The following is a 23,541-nucleotide window of genomic DNA, read 5'->3' on the forward strand; positions in this document are numbered from 1 at the left end:
TTTTTATCCTTTGATGATTTTGCGGTTTGGTTTATTCCTGACACTCCTATACGTTGAGATAAAAAAATCGAAATGTCAGATTAAATTCAAATTTTTACATGAAGCAAACGAAGCCAATAGCGGTGAACTTTAGTTTGCCTAGGACAATGTCTGAGATAAGTCAATTTCATATTTTTTCTAAATCTTCCCGAACTCTTAGAATGGCTTCTGGCACTTTACGATTTTGTAATATCTTACGTAGACCGATTAACAGACCTCCTAGTAAAAGAGCGCCTCCTACAATTAGAGCGGGTACGATTCCAACTGTAGTTGTATAAAAAAGTAAAACAGCTGCACTGATTCCGGCCACTGATCCTGCAACCGTAGGGATCGATGTCATTAATCCTAAAAGGCGGCGCGTGAACGTTTTTTGGAGATAAAACTTCTCTATTTCATTTAATTTATCCGAAGCTATTTTTTTGACCTCCTGTATTGCTATTTTCTCCCATTTTTCTGGTATCTTACGAGCGGTTATCTTATCCACTCTCTTCTTGATTATCACTCCATACTCAGTGATTTTATCAGGGCTCATTGATTTGGCATGAATTTTAATACCGAATCTGTTTTTTGGAAAATAAATGACATCTGTTTTATTTCCTACAATTGCTTTTATAGCTTCTTCTGAATTTAGCTCATCTATTTTATTTTTTATTTCTGAATTAAAAATGTTTTCAATTTCGTTTAGCGTATCCTCTGAAATATTCAATTTCTTCATATCTTTTTTAAATTCTTCAAGAAGTTTTTTTTGATTTTTATTTAATTTTATTGATAACTTCTCAAGGTCTGTAAAATTTTTAGCGTTATTAAGTTCATTTTGATACTTATTCATTTTTTGTTCTAAAATTTTTTTATTTTTTTCTGAAAGTTTTTCAACTTTACTGTTGATCTTTTTAACTTCTATTTTAGCTATTATTTTATTTGTTTCTTCTGGAAAGCATTTCCTTAAATTCTTACGTAACGACGACCCTTCTTTAAAAGCTTCCAAGGTTTGTGTCATAAGATCATCAAATTCTTGTGATGTGTCAGGCGGATTCACCCATTCAGCTTTTTTATTCTCTATTCTAACAATTTCAGCGGATAATCTTTGTTGAATTTTTTTTAAACGTGTCGTCTCGTTCCTTTGAAATCGGGCTATCGTTAATTTATTACCAATAGATGAACCATTAATATAATGATTAAGTATCTCCAAATATTGTTTGTTTTTTTGATTAACTTCACTTTTTTTATCATGATTACATGACTCAAGTACATCAGTTGAGCCAGAAATATTATCTTTATCATTTATTCTATTTTCAAAAATTTTTGCAATCTTATATAATTGGCCGCTTTTGTTAGAAGTATCATTTATTGTTTTGATAATATCATCAAACTCTTTTTTTGTTTTAGGCTCTTTATCTGGAATCCATTCAAATTTATTTTCATTATTTAAGGGTTGAATAAAATCACTTGATCTTTCTTCTAATTTTTTAAAATGTTTTTCGATATCTTTATTATTTAGATAAGAATCATTTATATGTTCTAAAAATTCATCCGCTATTTTTTTAAAAGGATTAATTACATTAATATTTTCAGTATTGGGTCTCATATCAGATTCAGCTTCATTAGTAGAAGCAGGCAGATCAACATGAGTTTCTGAGGATGAATGAGTTTCAGAATCGTCTTCATCATCACCGAATGGGTTCAGACTTGTAGTATTTTTTGGAATAGATTGACTGATTGTTTTATCATTTTTTTTAGAAAACGGATCCTTTTCTTCAGGATAATCATCAGAGTCACGAACTGAGTTCTTCACCGCGCTTGGCTGTAAAGTACCGCAATGTTTAGTGGTGTCCTCCAATGGGATTTTAATCGAAGAATAAGCCTTGATAAGAGTCCGCGCTGCATCTATTCCCATAGTGACCTCTTTATTAATTTTTAAAATGATTTGTTTATACTAAAAATATTTTCACCCTTTATATTATAAATTACCTCTGAAAAAAAATTTAATGGTCATAAATTGATAAAATAAGGAAAAAAGCAAAATATAATCTCATTGATTCAAAAACTCTGGTCTCACAACAATCAGCTTATTGGATATATGCCCCTTTTTTGAATGTTTAAAATGGTGATTGAGATCAAATGTTTTGGATTGTATATAAAAAAGCCCTATTGGGCGTTGACACTGTTTCATCAGTTTCATACTATCTCCGCCTCCAAAATGACACGCTTGGGGCTATAGCTCAGCTGGGAGAGCGCTTGCATGGCATGCAAGAGGTCAGCGGTTCGATCCCGCTTAGCTCCACCAATTCTATTGAATGATAAAATCAAAAAGACTGTCAGTTTAATAAAGTTCTTTACTCAACATTGAGGTTTGATGGTATTGAGCTCAAAAAACGACCAACCCGACCATTTATTTGCAGCCCCCATTGAAAAACTGGGCGATTGGGCTTTTGATGAGCAGGTCGCTGCAGTGTTCCCCAATATGATCACGCGCTCTATCCCTGGTTACACCAACATCATTACCATGATAGGGATGTTATCGAAGCGGTTCGTAAAACCTCATACACAAATTTATGATCTGGGGTGTTCTCATGGTGCCGCTTGTCTGAGTATTTACCCCAATATTCTTGATATCCCAAGCTGTAAAATCATCGCCGTCGAGGAATCACCCGCGATGATAAAATACTGTCGTGAAAATCTGATGGCACATTGCGATCAGATCCCAATAGAAATCATCGAAGACGATATCTTAAATATCAAAATAGACAATGCTTCTATGGTGATATTAAACTTTACTCTGCAATTTTTAGATCCAGGCCATCGTGAAAATGTATTGAATCGCATCTATCAAGGCTTGAATCCGGGGGGCATATTGGTTTTGTCCGAAAAATTTCACTTTGAAGATCCTGATATTGGACCGCTTTTATTTGATATGCACCATGATTTCAAACGAGCGCATGGCTACAGTGATTTAGAAATCAGTCAAAAAAGCACCATGTTGAAAAACGTGATGCGGATAGATTCAGTAGAAACACATCAAAATCGGCTACGTCAAGCCGGATTTGAACAGATGGATCTTTGGTTTCAATGTTTTAATTTTGGATCTCTTCTCGCATTAAAAACTTCCAGCTCCAATGACTAAATAATGACTGAATTCAGCCATTTTTATCAATGGATTGTTAATAATCCTTTTGAAATCTGGCTCAATACCTTGCCATCACAACTGACCGCCTGGCGGCTTTCTGTTTTAAAAAACCCTAAAGCAAAGGCTTGGTTGAATACTGTTCAGGGTTTGCCCGAACTGCTTCCTTCTTATTTAAATCTATTAGATAGAATACAAGCTGACATTTCCCCTCCCATTTCTGAAAGTTTACAAAAAGGGATTGAAAATCGCTTAAAAGCCTTAATGCCTTGGCGCAAAGGGCCTTTTTCGCTATATGGAATCCATATCGATAGCGAGTGGCGATCCAATTGTAAATGGAAAAGAATATTGCCTCATCTCGATTCATTAGTGGGCAAAAAAGTGCTTGATGTGGGCTGCGCCAATGGTTACCACTTGTGGCGTATGCTAGGCGCAGGCGCTCGTTTGGCGATTGGGGTCGAACCCATGCCGTTATTTTTTTTTCAATTTATGGCGGTTAAAAAACTATTGGGTGAGGCATTAAAAGCACAGATTTTACCTTTAAGAATTGAAAATATAGCCCCAGTGGAAGCGTTCGATACCGTTTTTTCGATGGGTGTCCTGTATCATCGTCGTTCTCCATTAGACCATCTTTATCAATTAAAAAATCAATTGCGCTCTTCTGGTCAGTTGGTATTGGAAACATTAGTGATTGATGGAAACGACCAGCAAGTTCTGATCCCAGAAAAAGAATACGCCAAGATGCGTAATGTTTATTTCATTCCTTCTGTGTCTCTTTTAAATGTTTTTTTGAAAAAATGCGGATTTATTGATGTGCGTCTGGTTGATGTGACGGCCACCAGCACTGATGAACAACGCCGCACCTGTTGGATGACCAGTGAGTCTTTGCTCGATTTTCTTGATCCTGAAGATCATAGCAAAACCATAGAAGGGTATCCTGCTCCTTTTCGAGCCATTTTAACTGCCTATAAACCTTGAAAGAACCTCTTTCTTTCAAAGACTACTCAAATTTTAAAAAAATCTGATGAGTGAAAAATGAAAAAAAATAAATTTTTCAATAAAGTCGTTGTTATTCTTTTTATTGTGATCGCATTAAGTGCCCTCAATGGAATTTTTTTAGCGGGTCTCAATATGTATCTGCGTTCCAGGTGATGGGCTAATACCTATCGCTGCAATAATTAGACTGGTTTTGTCCGCCAATAATGAGATGAATTAAACAGACACAGATTTGAGATAGGCTCTACGGATTGCCAGACAAAATTTTCCGAATGACATAATGTAAAATTCCGCCATTTTTGAAATAAAGAAGCTCATTGTGGGTATCAATTCGGCAACGTGTTTTTATTTCCTTTTTTTGCGCGTCAGGATAAGTCAGGATGACAGAAATGTCTTGGCCCGGGGTCAAATGAGATAATCCTTTAATATCAATCCATTCATCGCCGGTTAAAGACAGCGACAGGCGATCTGTCCCTGATAAAAATTCTAAAGGCAAGATCCCCATACCAATGAGATTAGATCGATGAATACGTTCAAAAGATTCTGCAATAACGGCTCTGATACCGAGTAATCTCGGCCCTTTTGCAGCCCAGTCACGGCTAGAACCCGAGCCATATTCTTTACCTGCAATCACCACCAAAGGCACTTTTTCTTGCTCGTACAGCATAGCGGCATCATAGATAGACATCTGATGTTGTGAAGGTATATGCCGAGTCATTCCGCCTTCAATACCTGGCACCATTTCATTACGAATACGAATATTTGCGAAGGTGCCCCTCATCATCACCTCATGATTGCCTCGCCTGGAGCCATAAGAATTAAAATCTTTGATATCGACGCCCTGCGCCTGAAGATAGTGACCCGCTGAGCTGTTTTGTTTGATATTGCCGGCCGGCGAAATGTGATCTGTGGTAACTGAATCGCCTAGTATGGCTAAGATTCGGGCTTTTTTGATGTCTGTTATCGGATCAGGTGTGATGCTCATCCCTTTAAAATAGGGAGGATGGCGAATATAAGTAGAGTGTTCCTGCCAAGCATAGGTGGGGGATTTCATCACTTCAATCGACTGCCAACTGGCATCTCCTTCAAATACCTGAGCATACTCTTGGCGAAACATAGTTGTAGTGACTTTTTGAACGGCCTCTGCAATTTCAGTGCTGCTTGGCCAAACATCTTTAAGATACACTGGGTTTCCGGATTTATCTTGACCCAAAGGATCATGATCCAGATCGATACTCATATTGCCCGCCAGCGCATACGCTACCACCAAAGGAGGAGAGGCCAACCAGTTCGCTTTGACCAATGGATGAATGCGCCCCTCAAAATTGCGATTGCCGGATAAAACAGCCGCCACTGTCAATTGGCGAGATTGAATCGCTTGTTCAACATGCTCTGACAAAGCCCCTGAATTACCGATGCAGGTTGTGCAACCATATCCAACCAAATTAAAACCGAGATAGTTTAAATAGAGGCTCAATCCTGCCGCATTTAAATATTCAGTCACCACTTTAGAACCCGGGGCCAAGGAGGTTTTGACCCAAGGCTTCGTTTTAATGCCTTTTTCATACGCCTTTTTAGCCAGCAATCCTGCGGCCATCATCACGCTGGGATTCGACGTATTTGTGCAAGAGGTAATGGCCGCAATAACCACGGCCCCATTTTGCACATTTTGGTGATTTAAAGGAATTTCAGAGGAGGAAAGGCACTCAGTTTGATGACAAAACTGAGCAAAAACATGAGGCACCTGACTGAGTTTGACGCGATCCTGTGGGCGTTTTGGTCCTGCCAGACTCGCTTCTACCGTGGACATATCAAGCTCAAGTCGACTGCTAAAAACAGGCTCATCATCAGGATATCGCCACATGCCTTGCGCCTTTGTATAGGCTTCGACCAAAGCAATTTGTTCATCACTGCGACCGGTCAGACGCAAATATTGAAGAGTGACTTCGTCTACTGGGAAAAAACCACAGGTCGCGCCATATTCTGGTGTCATGTTAGCGATGGTCGCGCGATCCGCCAATGATAAGTGTACCAATCCATTACCATAAAATTCGACAAATTTATCAACCACACCATATTCACGAAGCATTTCTGTGACGGTGAGCACCAAGTCTGTTGCTGTGATGCCCGATCTCAGATGCCCTGTTAACTTTAAACCCACGACATCTGGAATCAACATTGAAATGGGTTGACCCAACATCGCGGCTTCGGCTTCGATACCCCCCACACCCCATCCCAAAATGCCCAAACCATTGATCATGGTTGTGTGAGAATCGGTGCCCACAACGGTATCAGGATAAATCACCAGTCGAGAACCTTGTTGTTCAGACCATACCGTTTGACCCAAATATTCTAAATTCACCTGGTGACAAATACCGGTGCCTGGCGGCACCACCCGAAGGCGATGAAACGCCTGCTGCCCCCATCGTAAAAAAGAATAGCGCTCTTCATTGCGGGCCATTTCTAAAAAAACATTTTGCTTAAAAGCCTCTTCATGACCCGATTGATCGACCGTCACAGAGTGATCGATCACCAAATCTACTGGTGATAGAGGGTTGACCTGTGAGACCTCTCCTCCTAATTCTGCTACGGCAGCGCGCATGGCGGCCAGATCGACTATCGCCGGTACGCCTGTAAAGTCTTGCATCAATACGCGAGCAGGGTGGTAAGCAATTTCACGATCTACATGTCCCGTTTTTAACCAAGCGGCCATAGCATGAATATCGTCAGGTTGTACGCTCTGCGTATCAAGATGACGTAATAAATTTTCTAATAATATTTTGAGGGATTTTGGGAGACGGTCGATTGGGCCTATTAATGGTTCAATCTCAGGTAAACTGTAATAATAATAACGACGATCAGCGACCACTAATTCGGCACCGCTTTTTTGTTGTAAATCGGACAAAGACATGAAACCCCCTCAATCTTGTAATATTTCTATTTGAGTTTACATTAAAAATGTCTTTCTACGTATTATTGTCAATTTTTTAAAAAAAAATTAACTACTATTAAAATCAAGCTCAGATCATCACCTGGATTGATGATCACTCTATCAATTTTAACTTTTTCACTCTCTTGTTTTAGGTCATCAAAAAGATGAGCTCATCATCAAAAACAAACGAAAATACGATGAGATATCAACGCATCACCCAACACATCTTCTGGCTGTCTGTTTTGACGCTTCTGATATACAGCGGGGTTGGTTTTTCAGTACCAGAAAGGTTTGATGGAAGTAGGACGCATACTTTGAAAGCGGATAAGCTGGTGATAAATGAGGTTGGGTCGCATTAAGTGATGGCCAGGAAACATCATAGCCGTAATCATTGAAACTGCTTAATTTATCAAATTATTATGAAGATCATAAGCCACTATGAAAGTTGAATTGATCTCGGAATCTTTTTATTTGCTCGCAAGAGTCTTGATGCCAATAAAAAATCCCTCGAATGAATTGAAATTCACTTCATTTATCCTAAAACCCCTCTTTTTACTATTAGGCAACAAATTTTTTGATGAAAAGATCTGTTTAAAATTGAGTACAGTCATGCCAAAAGAATTTTTTCTGCTTTTTGACGAGCTTGACGATCAATATCTAGTACTTCCTGCACATCCCTGGGCTCCGGCAAGCTGAGCTGGTCCAGGACTTTTTGATTGATCATCGCAATATCCGTAAAACGAATTTTTGTGTTTAAAAAGGCCTCTACAGCCACTTCGTTGGCAGCATTTAATATCGTGGTTGCTGATTGGCCGCTCTTGAAGGCATGTATCGCCAATTGTAGACAAGGATAGCGAGCGGGATCAGGTTTTGAAAAAGTCAATGCATTCATACTATAAAAATCCAAAGAGGGACTGCCCGAGTTGATCCTTTCTGGATAGGCCATGGCATGAGCAATCGGTGTTCGCATATCAGGGGCTCCTAATTGCGCCAGTATACTGCCATCTTTATAACAAACCATAGAATGAATCACAGATTGAGGATGTAGTAAAATTTCAATTTGTTGATCAGACGCATTAAATAGCCAACGAGCCTCGATGTATTCAAGACCTTTATTCATCATAGTAGCCGAATCTACTGATATTTTTTTCCCCATAGACCAATTTGGATGAGCACAGGCTTTTTCGGGTGTGATGCGAGAAAATTCTTCTAAGGGAATATCACGTAATGAGCCACCGGAGCCAGTTAAAATGATGCTTGAAACTCCATTTTCAGATAAAGATAGATTACCTAATTCTCGTTGTATTTTTTGGGGTAAGCTTTGAAAAATAGCATTATGTTCGCTATCAATAGGTAACAGTTGTGCGCCATACTTTTTTACGGCATTCATAAAAATACGACCACAAGTAATGAGAGATTCCTTATTGGCCAAAAGCACTTTTTTGCCAGCACGAATGGCAGCAAGGGTCGGTGTTAAACCAGCTACACCCACTATGGCAGCCATCACTTGATCTACCTCTGTTAACATGGCTAATTCACAAGCCGCCTTAGAACCAGAAAATACTTCTGTTTTTATATTTTTTTTTGCTAATAACAAACGAAGCTCCTGTGCCAATTTTTCATTGGACATAGAGGCATAACGAGGATGAAATTCTTCGCATTGTTTTGCCATCCGTTGAACATTGGAGCTGGCAACCAGGGCGGTGACAGAAAATAAGTGAGGGTTGGTTCGTACTACGGCTAAAGTGCTGCAGCCAATAGAACCAGTAGAACCAAGAATCGCCAGCTGCTTCATAGGTGCCTTAAGGGGAAATCCTCCCTAAGTATTTTTCCGGGTTGCTTTACAAATAATGGAGAAACTTGATATCAAATCTGTTTCAGAGAAGTAAAGAATCTTTTGTTAAACTGTCATTACTTCTTTTTCTTTTTTTGTTAAAAATTCATCAATTTTCTTGATATATCGATCCGTTAGCTTTTGGACATTATCTTGAATTTGACGATCTTCATCCTCGCTTATTTCTTTCTTTTTTAACGTCTCTTTGCTTTTTTTGTTAACAGAAGCCCGTATGTTACGAACGGCAACACGTGCTGCTTCTGCTTCTGAACGTATCACTTTAATCAATTCTTTTCGGCGATCTTCAGTGAGCGGCGGTAAAGGCACTCTGATCAGGTTTGCAGCTGACGAAGGATTGAGGCCCAAAGGAGAATTTTGAATGGCTTTTTCGATATAAGGGGTTAAATTACGATCAAAGACAGTCACTGCTAAATGGCTTGAATCTTCGGCCACTATGTTGGCTAACTGACGCAGCGGAGTCGAAGCTCCATAGTACTCTACCTGAATGCTATCAAGAATACTGGGAGAAGCTCTTCCAGTTCGTATCTTTTTAATTTGACTTTCAAAAGATTCTGTGCATTTCTCCATGCGACTTTGAGTTTCTGTTTCTATTTTACTGATCATTTTTAAACCTTTAATCATTCATAATGAAACGAGCTAGTAAGGTGATGTTGAATTATTCCATTCTTTTCTGATGTATAAGAGTGCCTTCCTTTTCTCCTATCACAACACGTTTCAAAGCTCCCGGTTTATTCATATTAAAGATTTTAATCGGGAGTTGATAATCACGAGCCAAGGTAAAAGCAGCAAGATCCATTATCTTTAACTCACTGTCTAATACATCTTGATAAGTGAGTTCTGGATAAAATTTAGCATGAGGATTTTTCATCGGATCTTCTGAGTAAACTCCATCGACCTTTGTGGCTTTTAAAACAACTTCGGCTTCAATTTCTATACCACGTAAACAAGCTGCAGAGTCAGTCGTAAAGAAGGGGTTACCAGTACCAGAGGTAAAAATAACGACTCTTTTACGATTTAATAATTTGATGGCATCTGTCCAACTGTAGCTGTCACAAACACCATTAAGAGGTATAGCAGACATTAAGCCTGTATTAACACCAGCACGATTTAAGGCATCCCGCATGGCTAAACCATTCATGACAGTCGCCAACATACCCATATGATCACCGACTACTCGATTCATTCCAGCTTTGGCTAACCCTGCACCTCTAAATAAGTTCCCTCCTCCAATCACCAAAGCAACCTGCATGTTGAGCTCAACTAATTCTTTGATTTCTTTTGCTATACGATCCAAAATCGTAGCGTCGATACCAAAGCCTTCCTTGCCTTGAAGTGCTTCACCACTCAGTTTGAGTAATATTCTTTGATATATTGGTTTTGCTGCCATGATCTCAGACTTCCTTTTTACTTATCGCAGCAACTTCATCAGCAAAGTTTGTGGTCGATTTTTCAATCCCTTCACCCACTTCAAATCGAATAAAATTGAGAACAGTCGCCCCATGCTCTTCCAGCCAGTCGCCCACGGTTTTAGTTGGCTCCATCACAAAATTTTGGCCTGTCAAAGAAATTTCACCCGTAAATTTTTTCATGCGACCAGACACCATTTTTTCAGCGATGTCACGAGGCTTTCCAGACTGCATTGCAATGTCTAATTGAACTTGATGCTCACGATTCACGACCTCGCTTGGGACATCCTCAGAATTAACATACTCTGGTTTACTCGCTGCGATATGCATCGCAAGATTTTTAAGGCATTTCTGATCAGCCCCAACAGCTGAAACAAGCACACCAATACGTGCACCGTGCAGATAACTGCCTAATGCTTCCGATTCAAGCATTGCAATGCGACGGATATTGATATTTTCCCCTATTTTCGCTACCAAAGCAGTCCGTTGTTCTTCAAATTTGGCTTTTAAGAGCTCAGAAGATGTGATTTTTTCTTTCAGCGCAGTACTGATAATTTCTTCAGCAAAAGATTTAAAGCTGGCATCTTTGGCGACAAAATCAGTTTCACAATTCAATTCAAGAATCGCACCTAATTTTTGCTCTGAAGAAATTTCCAGTAAAATGACGCCTTCAGAAGCCACTCGACCTGATTTTTTTGCTGCCTTTGCTTGACCAGATTTTCGCATGTTATCAATGGCCAGTTCAACATCACCCTGCGTGTCAACTAAGGCTTTTTTACATTCCATCATCCCTGCGCCAGTGCGTTCGCGCAGTTCTTTTACAAGAGTGGCACTAATATGAGCCATGTTTTATTCCTCAATGATTTTTTAAATATTCTTGTTTTGCATTATTTTGTTTCTATTAAACTTTCTTCTTTTTGCATCACAGAATTTTCGGAACGACCTTCAGAAATCGCAGCAGAAACAGCATTGAGATAAAGTTTTATCGAGCGAATAGCATCGTCATTTCCAGGAATAATAAAATCGATACCATCTGGATCTGAATTGGTATCTACTATAGAAAATACAGGAATACCTAAATTGTTGGCTTCTTTAACAGCAATATGTTCGTGATTAGCATCAATAACAAATAAGGCGTCAGGTAAGCCTCCCATATTTTTAATCCCCCCCAAACTATTTTCCAATTTATTGAGTTCACGGGTGCGCATCAAAGCTTCTTTTTTAGTCAATTTTTCAAATGTACCATCTTGGGACTGTGTCTCTAAATCTTTTAAACGTTTGATGGACTGGCGAACCGTTTTCCAATTCGTTAACATTCCGCCCAACCAACGATGATGAACGAAAAATTGTGCACAATTACCTGCAGCTTCTTTTATTGCCTCACTTGCAGCCCGCTTTGTACCCACAAATAAAATTTTACCTTTACGGGCAGAAATTTTTCTTAATTCACTCAATGCGTTATTCAACATCGTGACGGTAAATTCAAGATTAATAATATGAATACCGTTGCGAGAACCAAAAACAAAAGGCTTCATTTTTGGATTCCAGTAACGGGTTTTGTGACCAAAGTGCACACCCGCTTCGAGCATCTCACGCATAGAAATAGCTACCATAATTAACGCCTCTTTAGTATTGTTGGGGTTATACCTCCACCAGTCCCGTAATACCGACCCAAAATATCTGGGCACCCCGGATTATGTGTCGACCAGTGTGTGTGTTTAACACAGAGTAAGTTCAGTTTTATACACAGGTAAACATGGTATTCCATACCGCTCAAAATATCCTCGCCTTGAAGGCCGATGTTTTATGAACTCCCTGATAAAAACGCCGTTTTATATCACAAACATGAATTTTGTGCCAGACGCCAAGTTGATTAACCACGGCTGTCCCATTAAAATTTCTGCATTAAACACGAGTTTCGCCCTGCTATAGAAGAATGTAAAAGGCCATGGAAAAAGTTAAGGGGGTGATGAGATGGCTGGGCATATAATGTACGAAAGATCTTTATAGGGCGTTTCTAGTAAATGAACTTGCGGCATTCTGTATTATGGCTTATGAGTCAAGAGAGCGTCTCAATGGCGTTATGTTTCATTCGGCTCAAGGGTGACAGACACTAGCTGTAAGGTCCTTATTTTGATGTAGATATTATCATCAGAAAACAAGGAGGCCCTACATCTAAGGAACTCGTTTACTATATTTTGAGAGTAAAACCTATGCCAAATCTCGTCTGTCGGTGGTTATAATCAATCAGTGATTCCCCATAGCCGCTAAAGAGCTGAGTATATAAAGCTAAGTTTGATGAAATATTATGGCTCCAGCCAATATTGACTCCGCCGTATCCACTATTCCAATTATACCGAGTTTCTACGCTAATCTCGTTTGCTTCCAACTTGTAGCTTGTTTTTAAACTATAGTAGCCCATATATTTACTGATATCTGGATTGTCTTCAATTTTTCCAACGCGTAGCCAAGGCATAACATCTATTTTCCATTTTCCATTTTGTGCCATGAGTTTCAAAAATACTCGATTCCAGCTTCGGGATGTCTCCTGAGAACGTCCGTTAGATTGATGATTTATGCCTATTTGGATATCTCGCAATACCCATCCTGCTAATTTATAATGGGTGGCCCATCCTAGAAACAACTGTGGTTCATAGTTAGTTTCTCTAAATGGAGAAGATTCTTGTATATTCAGCATTTGCCACCAAGAACGCTGTGTATAAGAAGCCCCTAACAAGGAGTTATCACCGATAATACCTTTCCATATAGGAAATCCAACGCTAAATTGGAATAATAATTCATTTTTTTTGGCTTTTTCAGCCCACGAGTATTTGCTTATCGCTTTTTTGTTAATGTGGTTTGTGAAGGTATAAAGCAAAAAATTTTTTTCATAAGAGTACAAATGAAAAATATTACCCTCATCATGCAGTAAATTTGCAACAATACCCTTCTTTTTAACTTCCTTATCGCTCATTTCAGCACTTGTCAGTTCCTGTGCATCACAAAGTGAAAAAGCACCTGTCACGAAGCAGATAATTGAATAAGCTATTGGTTTAAAAATAGATTTCGGATAATAGGTCACTTGACAGCCCCTTCCCTGTAAAATTTTGATCCGCTTTAAAAACTAGAATATTTGTAGCCGGAATGTGAACCGCACCTGTTTGTGAGTTGAATCCTGCTCTGGCTGCTCTGGCTGCTCTGGCTGCTCTTGGATTAACCTGAAAGTTGCTAAAAACAAAAATTGTTCGTTATTTATTTAGATTTCTTTCCAAACTTTATTAATACAATTCATAGTTATAAGCTCCGGCAATGAAATTGAACCAGAGTCTAAAGCATTTAGTCTATTTCGATATTTATCTGCAATCATTTTGAAAAATTTCAACATTCCAATGACATTTGGATTATGGCGCTGTTAACAAAGTCATTTAAAGACTTTAAGACAAGCGATAGCGAAGAAAGAAAAGAAGGCGACATCGAATTTATCGAAGCGTAAAGCGAGCCTTTGGTGTTGATCAAAAACGGTTTCAATTATCTGCGTAAATCTGACCTGTAATATTTTCCCCTAAGTCAGGCGCAGTCATTCTATCGTCTACATTCCCTCGAGTAAAACGCATGCTGAGTATTTCTCCTAAATGATGGATAATCAATATGTCATTTAAATCCAAAAACCCCTCCTGTTGAAGTTTCTCCGAGTGCAGTGGTGCCTCGAAAACCCGATGAGGCTTAGCTAGAAAGAGTTTGCAAACGGGTATGGGGATTGAATCTACGATGGACAGACCGGTGCATGTTCCTTTCATGATTTTAAATAAAGCATTAAGAGCGATTGTATAACGAGGAAGAAATTGAATACAGCGTCAGTATGAAAGAAGAATCAGAAACTCTTAGCCCATATTTTGACACACGTAATGAATATAAAATCATTTGAAGTGGCGGTAGCGAAATTGATGAAAGAATATGACTACAGTCATGAGTTCTGACTAAAGAAATAGAGGTTGCCATGATTCGTTTTTTTACCTATTTATCACAAGATATGCATTAAAAATGGGTTCGAACTTTTTACAAAAATCGTCCACAAAGCATTAAAGCATGGCAGGGGTGGGGAGATTTGAACTCCCAACACCCGGTTTTGGAGACCGGTGCTCTACCAATTGAACTACACCCCTAAAAATGTCTTTTCAGTAAGTATGTCGTCAACAGAAAGGCCGGCTTTAAATGTTTTGGCTGCTTATGTAAGGAGCCTGGCGGTGTCCTAGTCTCACATGGGGAAACCCCACACTACCCTCGGCGCAACGGCGTTTCACTTCTGAGTTCGGGATGGTTTCAGGTGGGTCCACCGCACTTTGGCCGCCAAGCCATATTTTTTTTCTTCAGAATAAGCAAGTCATGCGCTCTAAAACAGTTTCGGTGTTGTAAGGTTAAGCCTCTCGGGTCATTAGTACTGGTCCGCTGAATACATCGCTGCACTTACACTCCCAGCCTATCTACGTCATCGTCTCTAACGTCCCTTACCACAATCTCTTGCGGGGAAGACTCATCTTGGGGCAAGTTTCCCGCTTAGATGCTTTCAGCGGTTATCTCTCCCGCATTTAGCTACCGGGCAATGCCATTGGCATGACAACCCGTACACCAGTGATGCGTCCACTCCGGTCCTCTCGTACTAGGAGCAGCCCCCCTCAATCTTCCTACGCCCACGGCAGATAGGAACCGAACTGTCTCACGACGTTCTAAACCCAGCTCGCGTACCACTTTAAATGGCGAACAGCCATACCCTTGGGACCTACTTCAGCCCCAGGATGTGATGAGCCGACATCGAGGTGCCAAACACCGCCGTCGATATGAACTCTTGGGCGGTATCAGCCTGTTATCCCCGGAGTACCTTTTATCCGTTGAGCGATGGCCCTTCCATTCAGAACCACCGGATCACTAAGACCTACTTTCGTACCTGCTCGAGCCGTCACTCTCGCAGTCAAGCCAGCTTATGCCTTTGCACTCACCTCACGATGTCCGACCGTGATGAGCTGACCTTCGTACTCCTCCGTTACTCTTTAGGAGGAGACCGCCCCAGTCAAACTACCCACCAGACACTGTCCTCACCCCGGATAACGGGACCAAGTTAGAATATCAAACATCAAAGGGTGGTATTTCAACAGCAGCTCCACATAGACTGGCGTCTACACTTCTTCGCTTCCCACCTATCCTACACATTAAGGTTTCATATTCAGTGTCAAGCTATAGTAAAGGTTCACGGGGTCTTTCCGTCTTGCCGCGGGAACACTGCATCTTCACAGCAAGTTCAATTTCACTGAGTCTCGGGTGGAGACAGCCTAGCCATCATTACGCCATTCGTGCAGGTCGGAACTTACCCGACAAGGAATTTCGCTACCTTAGGACCGTTATAGTTACGGCCGCCGTTTACCGGGGCTTCTATCAAGTGCTTTGTTTTGACACTCACACCATCAATTAACCTTCCGGCACCGGGCAGGCGTCACACCGTATACGTCCACTTACGTGTTGGCACAGTGCTGTGTTTTTAATAAACAGTTGCAGCTAGCTGGTCTCTGCGGCTGGCCTCAGCTCCAGAAGCATGTCCTTTCACCTAACGCCAGCGTGCCTTCTCCCGAAGTTACGGCACCATTTTGCCTAGTTCCTTCACCCGAGTTCTCTCAAGCGCCTTAGTATTCTCTACCTGACTGCCTGTGTCGGTTTTCGGTACGATTGACTATTACCTGTTGCTTAGAGGCTTTTCCTGGAAGTTCGGCATCAGCAACTTCTTACCCCATAAGGGCAATCCTCATCACGCCTCAGAGTCAAGATGCGCCGGATTTGCCTGGCTCATCCTCCTACACGCTTGAACCGGGACCACCGGCCCCCGGATTGCCTAGCCCTCTTCGTCCCCCCTTCGCAGTAATACTCAGTACAGGAATCTTAACCTGTTGCCCATCGACTACGCTTTTCAGCCTCGCCTTAGGGGTCGACTTACCCTGCCCCGATGAACGTTGGACAGGAAACCTCAGTCTTTCGGCGAGCGGGCTTTTCACCCGCTTTATCGTTACTCATGTCAGCATTCGCACTTCTGATACCTCCAAAACTCTTCTCAGAGCGTCTTCTTCGGCTTACAGAACGCTCCCCTACCATGCGTTTGCACGCATCCGCAGCTTCGGTGCATGGTTTAGCCCCGTTACATCTTCCGCGCAGGCCGACTCGACCAGTGAGCTATTACGCTTTCTTTCAATGATGGCTGCTTCTAAGCCAACATCCTGGCTGTCTAAGCCTTCCCACATCGTTTCCCACTTAACCATGACTTTGGGACCTTAGCTGGCGGTCTGGGTTGTTTCCCTCTCCACGACGGACGTTAGCACCCGCCGTGTGTCTCCCGTGGTCATATTCTTCGGTATTCACAGTTTGCATTGGGTTGGTAAGCCGGGATGGCCCCCTAGCCAAAACAGCGCTCTACCCCCGAAGATAAACCCACGAGGCGCTACCTAAATAGCTTTCGGGGAGAACCAGCTATCTCCTAGTTTGATTGGCCTTTCACCCCCAGCCACATGTCATCCGCTCATTTTTCAACATAAGTCGGTTCGGTCCTCCAATGTGGATTAACACATCTTCAACCTGCACATGGCTAGATCACTAGGTTTCGGGTCTATACCTTGCAACTCATCGCCCAGTTAAGACTCGGTTTCCCTTCGGCTCCCCTATTCGGTTAACCTTGCTACAAAATATAAGTCGCTGACCCATTATACAAAAGGTACGCAGTCACTTCTCATTGCTTCGAAGCTCCCACTGCTTGTACGTACAGGGTTTCAGGGTCTATTTCACTCCCCTCCCGGGGTTCTTTTCGCCTTTCCCTCACGGTACTGGTTCACTATCGGTCAGTCAGGAGTATTTAGCCTTGGAGGATGGTCCCCCCATCTTCAAACAGGATATCACGTGTCCCGTCCTACTCTTCGAGCTCACTCTGCTGCAATTTTCAGGTACGGGGCCATCACCCTCTATGGCTCGTCTTCCCAAACGATTCCCCTAATTGCGCAAAGATGGTGACTCCGGGCTCCTCCCCTTTCGCTCGCCGCTACTTAGGGAATCTCGGTTGATTTCTTTTCCTCAGGGTACTGAGATGTTTCAATTCCCCTGGTTTGCCTCGCAATACTATTTATTCATATTACGATAGTGCATATTCTGCACTGGGTTGCCCCATTCGGGTATCAACGGCTAACACGCTTTTTATCAGCTTACCGTCGCTTTTCGCAGATTAACACGCCCTTCTTCGCCTCTGACTGCCTAGGCATCCTCCCTGTACGCTTCATTACTTAACCTTACAACCCGAAATTGTTTCTGACTTACAATCTCTTGCTTATCCCTTATTTTTAAAGAGCAATTTCTTGAAAATGATTTAACTTGGTGGAGCTAAGCGGGATCGAACCGCTGACCTCCTGCGTGCAAGGCAGGCGCTCTACCAGCTGAGCTATAGCCCCATACAATAAAAAAATTATCTTAAGTTACAACATACCATCAAAAATTTAAGGTAAGTTGGTGGGTCTGAGTGGACTTGAACCACCGACCTCACCCTTATCAGGGGTGCGCTCTAACCAGCTGAGCTACAGACCCAATGTAAGATACAAAAACGAAATGTCGTCTTTTTTCATGATTTATCAGATAATGTGAGTGGACACTGATAGTGAGAGTTTATAGTTAAGGAGGTGATCCAACCGCAGGTTCCCCTACGGTTACCTTGTTACGACTTCACCCCAGTCATGAATCACAAAGTGGTAAGCGCCCTCCTTGCGGTTAAGCTACCTACTTCTTTTGCAACCCACTCCCATGGTGTGACGGGCGGTGTGTACAAGGCCCGGGAACGTATTCACCGTAGCATTCTGATCTACGATTACTAGCGATTCCGACTTCATGGAGTCGAGTTGCAGACTCCAATCCGGACTACGACGTACTTTCTGAGTTCCGCTTTCCCTCGCAGGTTCGCATCCCTTTGTATACGCCATTGTAGCACGTGTGTAGCCCTACTCGTAAGGGCCATGATGACTTGACGTCGTCCCCACCTTCCTACGGTTTATCACCGGCAGTCTCCTTTGAGTTCCCGCCTCTACGCGCTGGCAACAAAGGACGAGGGTTGCGCTCGTTGCGGGACTTAACCCAACATTTCACAACACGAGCTGACGACAGCCATGCAGCACCTGTCTCACGGTTCCCGAAGGCACTTGCGCATCTCTGCACAATTCCGTGGATGTCAAGAGTAGGTAAGGTTCTTCGCGTTGCATCGAATTAAACCACATGCTCCACCGCTTGTGCGGGCCCCCGTCAATTCATTTGAGTTTTAACCTTGCGGCCGTACTCCCCAGGCGGTCGATTTAACGCGTTAGCTCCGGACGCCACAGTTCAAGACCGCAACCTCCAAATCGACATCGTTTACAGCGTGGACTACCAGGGTATCTAATCCTGTTTGCTCCCCACGCTTTCGCACCTCAGCGTCAGTCTTTCTCCAGGGGGCCGCCTTCGCCACCGGTATTCCTCCAGATATCTACGCATTTCACCGCTACACCTGGAATTCTACCCCCCTCTAGAAAACTCTAGCGACCCAGTTTCAAATGCCATTCCCAAGTTGAGCTCGGGGATTTCACATCTGACTTAACTCACCGCCTACATGCCCTTTACGCCCAGTTATTCCGATTAACGCTCGCACCCTCCGTATTACCGCGGCTGCTGGCACGGAGTTAGCCGGTGCTTCTTCTGCGAGTAACGTCAAAAATAAATGGTATTCGCATTTATCGCTTCCTCCTCGCTGAAAGTGCTTTACAACCCGAAGGCCTTCTTCACACACGTGGCATGGCTGCATCAGGCTTTCGCCCATTGTGCAATATTCCCCACTGCTGCCTCCCGTAGGAGTCTGGACCGTGTCTCAGTTCCAGTGTGGCGGGCTATCCTCTCAGACCCGCTAGAGATCGTCGCCTAGGTAAGCCTTTACCTTACCTACCAGCTAATCTCATCTGGGCTCATCCGAAGGCGTGAGGCCCGAAGGTCCCCCACTTTGGTCTCGCGACTTCATGCGGTATTAGCTGCCGTTTCCAGCAGTTATCCCCCTCCTTCGGCCAGATTCCCAGACTTTACTCACCCGTCCGCCGCTCGCCGACATGAACTCAGTAAACTGCGATCACTCGATGCCGCTCGACTTGCATGTGTTAGGCCTGCCACCAGCGTTCAATCTGAGCCATGATCAAACTCTTCAATTCTTACTTCTTATTCTCTTCGTCTCACAAACATCTCTGTTTGCTCAACATCATAACGTTAATATCATTCCCTCTCACTTCAGTGCACACACACATTATCTGATAAATTTTTAAAGAGCTGCTTCCTAATCACAACATGACCGCGCATTCTACTCACTTATTCTCTCCCGTCAACTCCTTTACATCCCTTTCTTCCATTACAATACACATCTATCATGCTAATTAAAGTATGCTCCCGAATTATTATCCCAACGAGAGATCATTTTACGGGGAACGATCATCACCAGCCGAAACGGTCGGAACATATTGATGAGATTGCTCATTAAGGCTTACTGGCGTGGCAGAAAAAACACCAATACGGCCAACGAAATTTAGCCGAAATTGCCCTTCAGCGTTTGCATGTCTGGAAATTGACTTCATTCACAAAAATTTAAGTACCAGGAACAGGAAATCAGGAAATCAGGATCGCTTTTGGGATATGAAATCAATTCCCCCGGTTTGGTATGCTTCAAAGCTATAGAACCGCCTAAAATTTAGAACGCGTTTGCGATAGCTGAGTACCAAACAACGCCAATTATTGTATGAGTGTTTTTTATATTTATAAAAAGAAATATCAAAATTAGCATTTCCATACAGTAAAAAATACATATTAATAATATTTAAATTACAGGGATTATTATGAATGTTTCTGATGATCTGGGTAAAAATTAACGATAACTATATTTATATTAGTGATGTAAATTTATTTACTCTAAATATTTTTTAAATGACCTTATTTTCGCAAAAAGCTAACTTGAGTGAAATACATGAAAAAGTTCAAAATGATACTCTTTATTTAAAATAATAAAATTCAATTACTTAATGTTATTAACAGTTCTATTTTTTAGATATTTCTGCTTTTTTAGCTTACCCAAATGAAGTTTGGTGAAACATAGATGGAAGCACTATGACTTTTCAAGAATTTATTCAATTAAACAACGCTGATGCCCATATAGATATTACTTTCGAATATGTGCGACGTGAAAGTTGCACGTGCTTCAAAAAGAACATTCAGTGCATTAGACCAATGGATGTGGATCCGCCAACGTAGATATTTGTATCGACGTCATCCCAATAAACACTGGTGGTGGCGAAGAAAACACTACTTAGGCAAGATACCAGGTAGAGAAGACTATTCAGTATTTATGGATAAATCAACCGGTGGATTTCTTTGGAAGCATGCATGGACAAAAATACAGCGTCATTGGCTAGTTCCAAAAAATGCTTCCCCCGACAATCCGGAATTGCGTGACTATTGGCGTAATAGGCAGGCACGTAAACAGCCTTTTATTTACGGTGTCAAAGTTAACCTCTATAAGCGACAGAAAGGTTATTGTCCTCTCTGTGATCAAGAGTTGGACAATGGTGAACAATTGCATGTTCATCATATTCAGCCTAAAGCTGAAGGGGGTGACAACAAGCTGGCTAATCTAAGATTGTTACATGCTAATTGCCACAGACAATTACATAGCAAAAAAGGAAAAATGTTGAAGTGAGTAAGTTGCGTGAGCCGTATGCGGGGTAACTCGCACGTACGGTTCTTGAGGGAGTGGGCACTTGCGGCCTGCTTACCTAATCAGAGCCGCCCAGAAAAGCTAATGGCGTTTCGCCTGATGAGGTATGCGGTGGCAGCCATGCAGCGGCATCTTGAGCAAGGCAACGACACCTTACCTGTAGTAATACCTTTGCTGTTTTATCAGGGTGAAACTTCGCCGTATCCCTACAGTACCCATTGTCTGGATTGTTTTTCTGATCCGGAACTGGCAAAGTCTGTCTATACGCAGGCGTTCCCGCTGGTTGACATCACGGTTATCCCCGATGAGGAGATTGTCACTCATCGGCACGTCGCCTTGATGGAGCTGGTGATGAAGCATATCCGCACCCGCGATATGCTAGAGTTAAGTCAGGAGATAGCGTCCTTGCTCAATCAGTGGGTATTGCCGCCTGAGCTATTTCGAGGATTAATCTGTTATATTGTAGAACGAGGAAATACTTCTGATGCAACGCAATTTTTGCATCAGATTGCGGAGAGAGCAACTGATTATCGGGAGGGGGTGATGACCATTGCAGAGCAGTTACGGCAAGAGGGCGAAAAACTTGGCGAACAGAGGGGGATTGAAAAAGGGATTGAAAAAGGTAAGGCAGAATCTGCCAGAACTATAGCTCGTCAGCTTCTAGCTAACGGTGTTGATCGGGCGATTGTCAAAATGTCGACGGGGCTGTCTGATGCTGAGATTAATGCGCTGATGGATTAATTGATGTCGAGTGATAGTATTTTACCTCGCTCATTTTATGAGCGTGATACGCTTTGTGTAGCAAAGGATTTGCTGGGAAAGGTTTTAAAGTTGGCTGACTATTTCGGGGTTATCAACGAAGTGGAAGCCTATGTTGGGCAGGATGATCCGGCCTGTCATGCCGCGAGAGGCTACACGCCACGAACAGCCGTCATGTTTGGTGCTGCCGGATTTTCGTATGTTTATCTTATTTACGGCATGTATCATTGCCTGAATATTGTGACCGAACGTGAAGGTTTTCCGGCGGCGGTTTTAATTCGAGGCATCGACTTATATAAACCCACAGTGATTTCTTTAGATGGGCCGGGTAAACTCTGCAAAAAATTAAATATCACAAAAAATAATAACCAGATTGATTTAACCCAATCTCATGATTTTTGTGTTTACAACACCACTATTCAACCAGAATATATGGCAACACCAAGAATCGGAATAAAAGTGGGCACTGATAAATTGTGGCGTTTAAAGACAATATAAATTGTGAACAAAATCCTCAAAGTACACCCACCTCCATTAATATTTCCTTGCTGCTTTGCCGACCAGTCGCTATAATTGAGATGTTAACCGTTCATGGTTAACCGGGATTAGCACCCCGCGCATCTTCGAGGCGACACCAGACGCCAAAAGCGTCTTTTTTGTGTGTCAAAGAAGCCTTTAGCATACCTGTAAGTTATGGTGGCTCAGGCTGGGCATCCGTAAGGATGGCCGGTGTCCTTGAAGGCCGGTAGTGCTAACCCCGTCTGGGCTACCACCCATAAGATTAGCACCTTCGGTGGTAGCAGAATCTAGTTACTTCAAGGAGGTTGCTATCATGGCTACTACCCTACTTAACACTTATCCTAAAAGTCTGCATCCCATTTTTTGTCAGCGTATCTGTAACGCTCGACCCGCCATCCTGGCTAAATTTGCCCGCATTTCTAAAAACTTAACGCCTCGCCAACGTGCATCCCTTCTGAAAATAGGGGGTGTCGCATGAATAGTTCCATCAAGCAATTTTGCCAAAGTTTCACGATCCCCTGTGGCTTTACTGATGAGGAATCTCAGGTTTATACCAATGCCGCGATGACGGATATTCTGGAGATGACGGCGGAGTCTTCTCAAGTTCTGGATGTTTTTCATGCGCACGAAGAGGTTATGCGCGATAAGAAATTGCCGTTATCGCTGTTGAGTACGTTACCCGGTGGTGACAAACCATCGCCCCAACCGTGGCGGTTTGATTTTTTACCACGATTCGATGAAAAGAACGTTTACCAAGGGGCCTTTTTTTATGCCCAGCCCTTCCTGTTTTTATCGCCGCTTGAATATATCGAAGGGGGATCCCCTTATACCATTAATCTGATTCAGTCAGATAACAGGTTTAGCCCGCGAGAGCGACGGATTATATTTTGTTTGCTACAGCGATTAAGCAGTAAGGAAGTGGGCAAGAAACTTAATTTGTCCCATCGGACGATAGAAAACAACTTGCAGTCTATTTATCAAACAGCGGGGGTGCATAATTGTAGACAATTTATAAACTATTGCCACGATAACGGCATCAATCGATACCTTCCTCCTGAATTTCTGCCTTCTGGTCGTCACGTCATTAGCGTTTAAGACTCATCGTCAGAGCGACGTGCTCTGACA

18 protein-coding genes, 4 tRNA genes and 3 rRNA genes are annotated in these 23,541 nt (G+C 42.2%); 9 read left to right on the forward strand and 16 right to left on the reverse strand.

Annotated features, from left to right (window positions below; all coding sequences use genetic code 11):
- Window positions 1–166: 166 nt before the first annotated feature.
- Window positions 167–1,933 carry a coiled-coil domain-containing protein gene (locus tag HDEF_RS05915; RefSeq protein WP_015873742.1) on the reverse strand — a complete coding sequence of 589 codons (1,767 nt, stop codon included), beginning with the start codon at window positions 1,931–1,933 and terminating at the stop codon, window positions 167–169.
- 314 nt (window positions 1,934–2,247) lie between these two features.
- Here HDEF_RS05915 and HDEF_RS05925 point away from each other — a divergent pair.
- From HDEF_RS05925 to cmoB, 3 genes are all read left to right on the forward strand, one after another.
- Window positions 2,248–2,323 (forward strand) — tRNA-Ala (locus tag HDEF_RS05925).
- A gap of 69 nt (window positions 2,324–2,392) precedes the next feature.
- Complete coding sequence (gene cmoA / locus HDEF_RS05930; protein WP_015873744.1) at window positions 2,393–3,160, forward strand: carboxy-S-adenosyl-L-methionine synthase CmoA; 768 nt, start codon at window positions 2,393–2,395, stop codon at window positions 3,158–3,160.
- A 3-nt stretch (window positions 3,161–3,163) separates the two neighbouring features.
- On the forward strand, window positions 3,164–4,138 hold the full coding sequence (cmoB, locus tag HDEF_RS05935; RefSeq protein ID WP_015873745.1) for a tRNA 5-methoxyuridine(34)/uridine 5-oxyacetic acid(34) synthase CmoB: 975 nt from the start codon (window positions 3,164–3,166) through the stop codon (window positions 4,136–4,138).
- Window positions 4,139–4,400: 262 nt separating this feature from the next.
- On the opposite strand, the gene acnA is transcribed toward cmoB, so the two are convergent.
- The 15 genes from acnA to HDEF_RS13895 form a co-directional block, all read right to left on the reverse strand.
- A complete protein-coding gene (gene acnA / locus HDEF_RS05940) occupies window positions 4,401–7,067 on the reverse strand; it encodes an aconitate hydratase AcnA (protein WP_015873746.1) in 2,667 nt (888 codons plus the stop codon).
- Between the two features lie 628 nt (window positions 7,068–7,695).
- Window positions 7,696–8,883 (reverse strand): 1-deoxy-D-xylulose-5-phosphate reductoisomerase, encoded by a 1,188-nt coding sequence (ispC, locus tag HDEF_RS05945; protein WP_015873747.1) that lies wholly within the window; start codon window positions 8,881–8,883, stop codon window positions 7,696–7,698.
- A gap of 105 nt (window positions 8,884–8,988) precedes the next feature.
- A complete protein-coding gene (frr, locus tag HDEF_RS05950; protein WP_015873748.1) occupies window positions 8,989–9,546 on the reverse strand; it encodes a ribosome recycling factor in 558 nt (185 codons plus the stop codon).
- A gap of 52 nt (window positions 9,547–9,598) precedes the next feature.
- Window positions 9,599–10,330 (reverse strand): UMP kinase, encoded by a 732-nt coding sequence (gene pyrH / locus HDEF_RS05955; RefSeq protein WP_015873749.1) that lies wholly within the window; start codon window positions 10,328–10,330, stop codon window positions 9,599–9,601.
- Window positions 10,331–10,334: 4 nt separating this feature from the next.
- The gene (gene tsf, locus HDEF_RS05960; protein ID WP_015873750.1) at window positions 10,335–11,195 is read right to left on the reverse strand and encodes a translation elongation factor Ts; all 861 of its coding nucleotides are present in this window, start codon (window positions 11,193–11,195) and stop codon (window positions 10,335–10,337) included.
- Window positions 11,196–11,236: 41 nt separating this feature from the next.
- Entirely contained in the window at window positions 11,237–11,962 is a 726-nt protein-coding gene (gene rpsB, locus HDEF_RS05965; protein WP_015873751.1) for a 30S ribosomal protein S2, read from the reverse strand.
- Window positions 11,963–12,540: 578 nt separating this feature from the next.
- Entirely contained in the window at window positions 12,541–13,398 is an 858-nt protein-coding gene (gene pldA, locus HDEF_RS05970; protein ID WP_044612530.1) for a phospholipase A, read from the reverse strand.
- A 475-nt stretch (window positions 13,399–13,873) separates the two neighbouring features.
- On the reverse strand, window positions 13,874–14,146 hold the full coding sequence (locus HDEF_RS11555) for a transposase (protein ID WP_086935001.1): 273 nt from the start codon (window positions 14,144–14,146) through the stop codon (window positions 13,874–13,876).
- Between the two features lie 290 nt (window positions 14,147–14,436).
- Window positions 14,437–14,512: transfer RNA gene (locus HDEF_RS05980), tRNA-Trp, on the reverse strand.
- A 73-nt stretch (window positions 14,513–14,585) separates the two neighbouring features.
- Window positions 14,586–14,701 (reverse strand): 5S ribosomal RNA (gene rrf / locus HDEF_RS05985).
- 59 nt (window positions 14,702–14,760) lie between these two features.
- Window positions 14,761–17,662 (reverse strand): 23S ribosomal RNA (locus tag HDEF_RS05990).
- 83 nt (window positions 17,663–17,745) lie between these two features.
- A tRNA-Ala gene (locus tag HDEF_RS05995) sits at window positions 17,746–17,821 on the reverse strand.
- 56 nt (window positions 17,822–17,877) lie between these two features.
- Window positions 17,878–17,954, reverse strand: a tRNA-Ile gene (locus HDEF_RS06000).
- Window positions 17,955–18,039: 85 nt separating this feature from the next.
- A 16S ribosomal RNA gene (locus HDEF_RS06005) occupies window positions 18,040–19,588 on the reverse strand.
- Together the 16S, 23S and 5S rRNA genes with 3 tRNA genes alongside form the textbook arrangement of a ribosomal RNA operon.
- A gap of 261 nt (window positions 19,589–19,849) precedes the next feature.
- The gene (locus tag HDEF_RS13895) at window positions 19,850–20,005 is read right to left on the reverse strand and encodes a hypothetical protein (protein ID WP_234809347.1); all 156 of its coding nucleotides are present in this window, start codon (window positions 20,003–20,005) and stop codon (window positions 19,850–19,852) included.
- 599 nt (window positions 20,006–20,604) lie between these two features.
- On the opposite strand from HDEF_RS13895, the gene HDEF_RS06010 reads away from it, so the two are divergent.
- The 6 genes from HDEF_RS06010 to HDEF_RS06025 all read left to right on the forward strand — a co-directional run bounded on the left by HDEF_RS06010 (window position 20,605) and on the right by HDEF_RS06025 (window position 23,511).
- The gene (locus HDEF_RS06010; RefSeq protein ID WP_238526161.1) at window positions 20,605–21,120 is read left to right on the forward strand and encodes an HNH endonuclease; all 516 of its coding nucleotides are present in this window, start codon (window positions 20,605–20,607) and stop codon (window positions 21,118–21,120) included.
- Between the two features lie 45 nt (window positions 21,121–21,165).
- The gene (locus tag HDEF_RS06015) at window positions 21,166–21,879 is read left to right on the forward strand and encodes an Rpn family recombination-promoting nuclease/putative transposase (protein WP_425475039.1); all 714 of its coding nucleotides are present in this window, start codon (window positions 21,166–21,168) and stop codon (window positions 21,877–21,879) included.
- A gap of 3 nt (window positions 21,880–21,882) precedes the next feature.
- Entirely contained in the window at window positions 21,883–22,395 is a 513-nt protein-coding gene (locus HDEF_RS06020; RefSeq protein ID WP_015873755.1) for a DNA-3-methyladenine glycosylase, read from the forward strand.
- Window positions 22,396–22,626: 231 nt separating this feature from the next.
- Window positions 22,627–22,707, forward strand: a complete 81-nt coding sequence (locus HDEF_RS13205; protein ID WP_234809489.1) for an ash family protein — start codon at window positions 22,627–22,629, stop codon at window positions 22,705–22,707.
- A 22-nt stretch (window positions 22,708–22,729) separates the two neighbouring features.
- The gene (locus tag HDEF_RS12550) at window positions 22,730–22,894 is read left to right on the forward strand and encodes a hypothetical protein (protein WP_157791411.1); all 165 of its coding nucleotides are present in this window, start codon (window positions 22,730–22,732) and stop codon (window positions 22,892–22,894) included.
- Window positions 22,891–23,511, forward strand: coding sequence for a helix-turn-helix transcriptional regulator (locus HDEF_RS06025; RefSeq protein WP_015873756.1), 621 nt, complete (start codon window positions 22,891–22,893; stop codon window positions 23,509–23,511). Before HDEF_RS12550 ends, HDEF_RS06025 begins: the two co-directional genes overlap by 4 nt.
- The last annotated feature ends 30 nt before the right edge of the window (window positions 23,512–23,541 follow it).

Source organism: Candidatus Hamiltonella defensa 5AT (Acyrthosiphon pisum) (assembly GCF_000021705.1).
GTDB lineage: Bacteria > Pseudomonadota > Gammaproteobacteria > Enterobacterales > Enterobacteriaceae > Hamiltonella > Hamiltonella defendens.

Excerpts from the sequence above, each read along its gene's own strand:
- HDEF_RS05915 (WP_015873742.1), bottom strand. The coding sequence starts at position 1,933 with ATGGGAATAGATGCAGCGCGGACTCTTATCAAGGCTTATTCTTCGATT.
- rpsB (WP_015873751.1), bottom strand. The coding sequence starts at position 11,962 with ATGGTAGCTATTTCTATGCGTGAGATGCTCGAAGCGGGTGTGCACTTT.
- tsf (WP_015873750.1), bottom strand. The coding sequence starts at position 11,195 with ATGGCTCATATTAGTGCCACTCTTGTAAAAGAACTGCGCGAACGCACT.
- HDEF_RS11555 (WP_086935001.1), bottom strand. The coding sequence starts at position 14,146 with ATGAAAGGAACATGCACCGGTCTGTCCATCGTAGATTCAATCCCCATA.
- cmoA (WP_015873744.1), top strand. The coding sequence starts at position 2,393 with ATGGTATTGAGCTCAAAAAACGACCAACCCGACCATTTATTTGCAGCC.
- acnA (WP_015873746.1), bottom strand. The coding sequence starts at position 7,067 with ATGTCTTTGTCCGATTTACAACAAAAAAGCGGTGCCGAATTAGTGGTC.
- ispC (WP_015873747.1), bottom strand. The coding sequence starts at position 8,883 with ATGAAGCAGCTGGCGATTCTTGGTTCTACTGGTTCTATTGGCTGCAGC.
- pyrH (WP_015873749.1), bottom strand. The coding sequence starts at position 10,330 with ATGGCAGCAAAACCAATATATCAAAGAATATTACTCAAACTGAGTGGT.
- cmoB (WP_015873745.1), top strand. The coding sequence starts at position 3,164 with ATGACTGAATTCAGCCATTTTTATCAATGGATTGTTAATAATCCTTTT.
- HDEF_RS12550 (WP_157791411.1), top strand. The coding sequence starts at position 22,730 with ATGGCTACTACCCTACTTAACACTTATCCTAAAAGTCTGCATCCCATT.
- frr (WP_015873748.1), bottom strand. The coding sequence starts at position 9,546 with ATGATCAGTAAAATAGAAACAGAAACTCAAAGTCGCATGGAGAAATGC.
- HDEF_RS06025 (WP_015873756.1), top strand. The coding sequence starts at position 22,891 with ATGAATAGTTCCATCAAGCAATTTTGCCAAAGTTTCACGATCCCCTGT.
- HDEF_RS13895 (WP_234809347.1), bottom strand. The coding sequence starts at position 20,005 with ATGAAGTCAATTTCCAGACATGCAAACGCTGAAGGGCAATTTCGGCTA.
- HDEF_RS06020 (WP_015873755.1), top strand. The coding sequence starts at position 21,883 with ATGTCGAGTGATAGTATTTTACCTCGCTCATTTTATGAGCGTGATACG.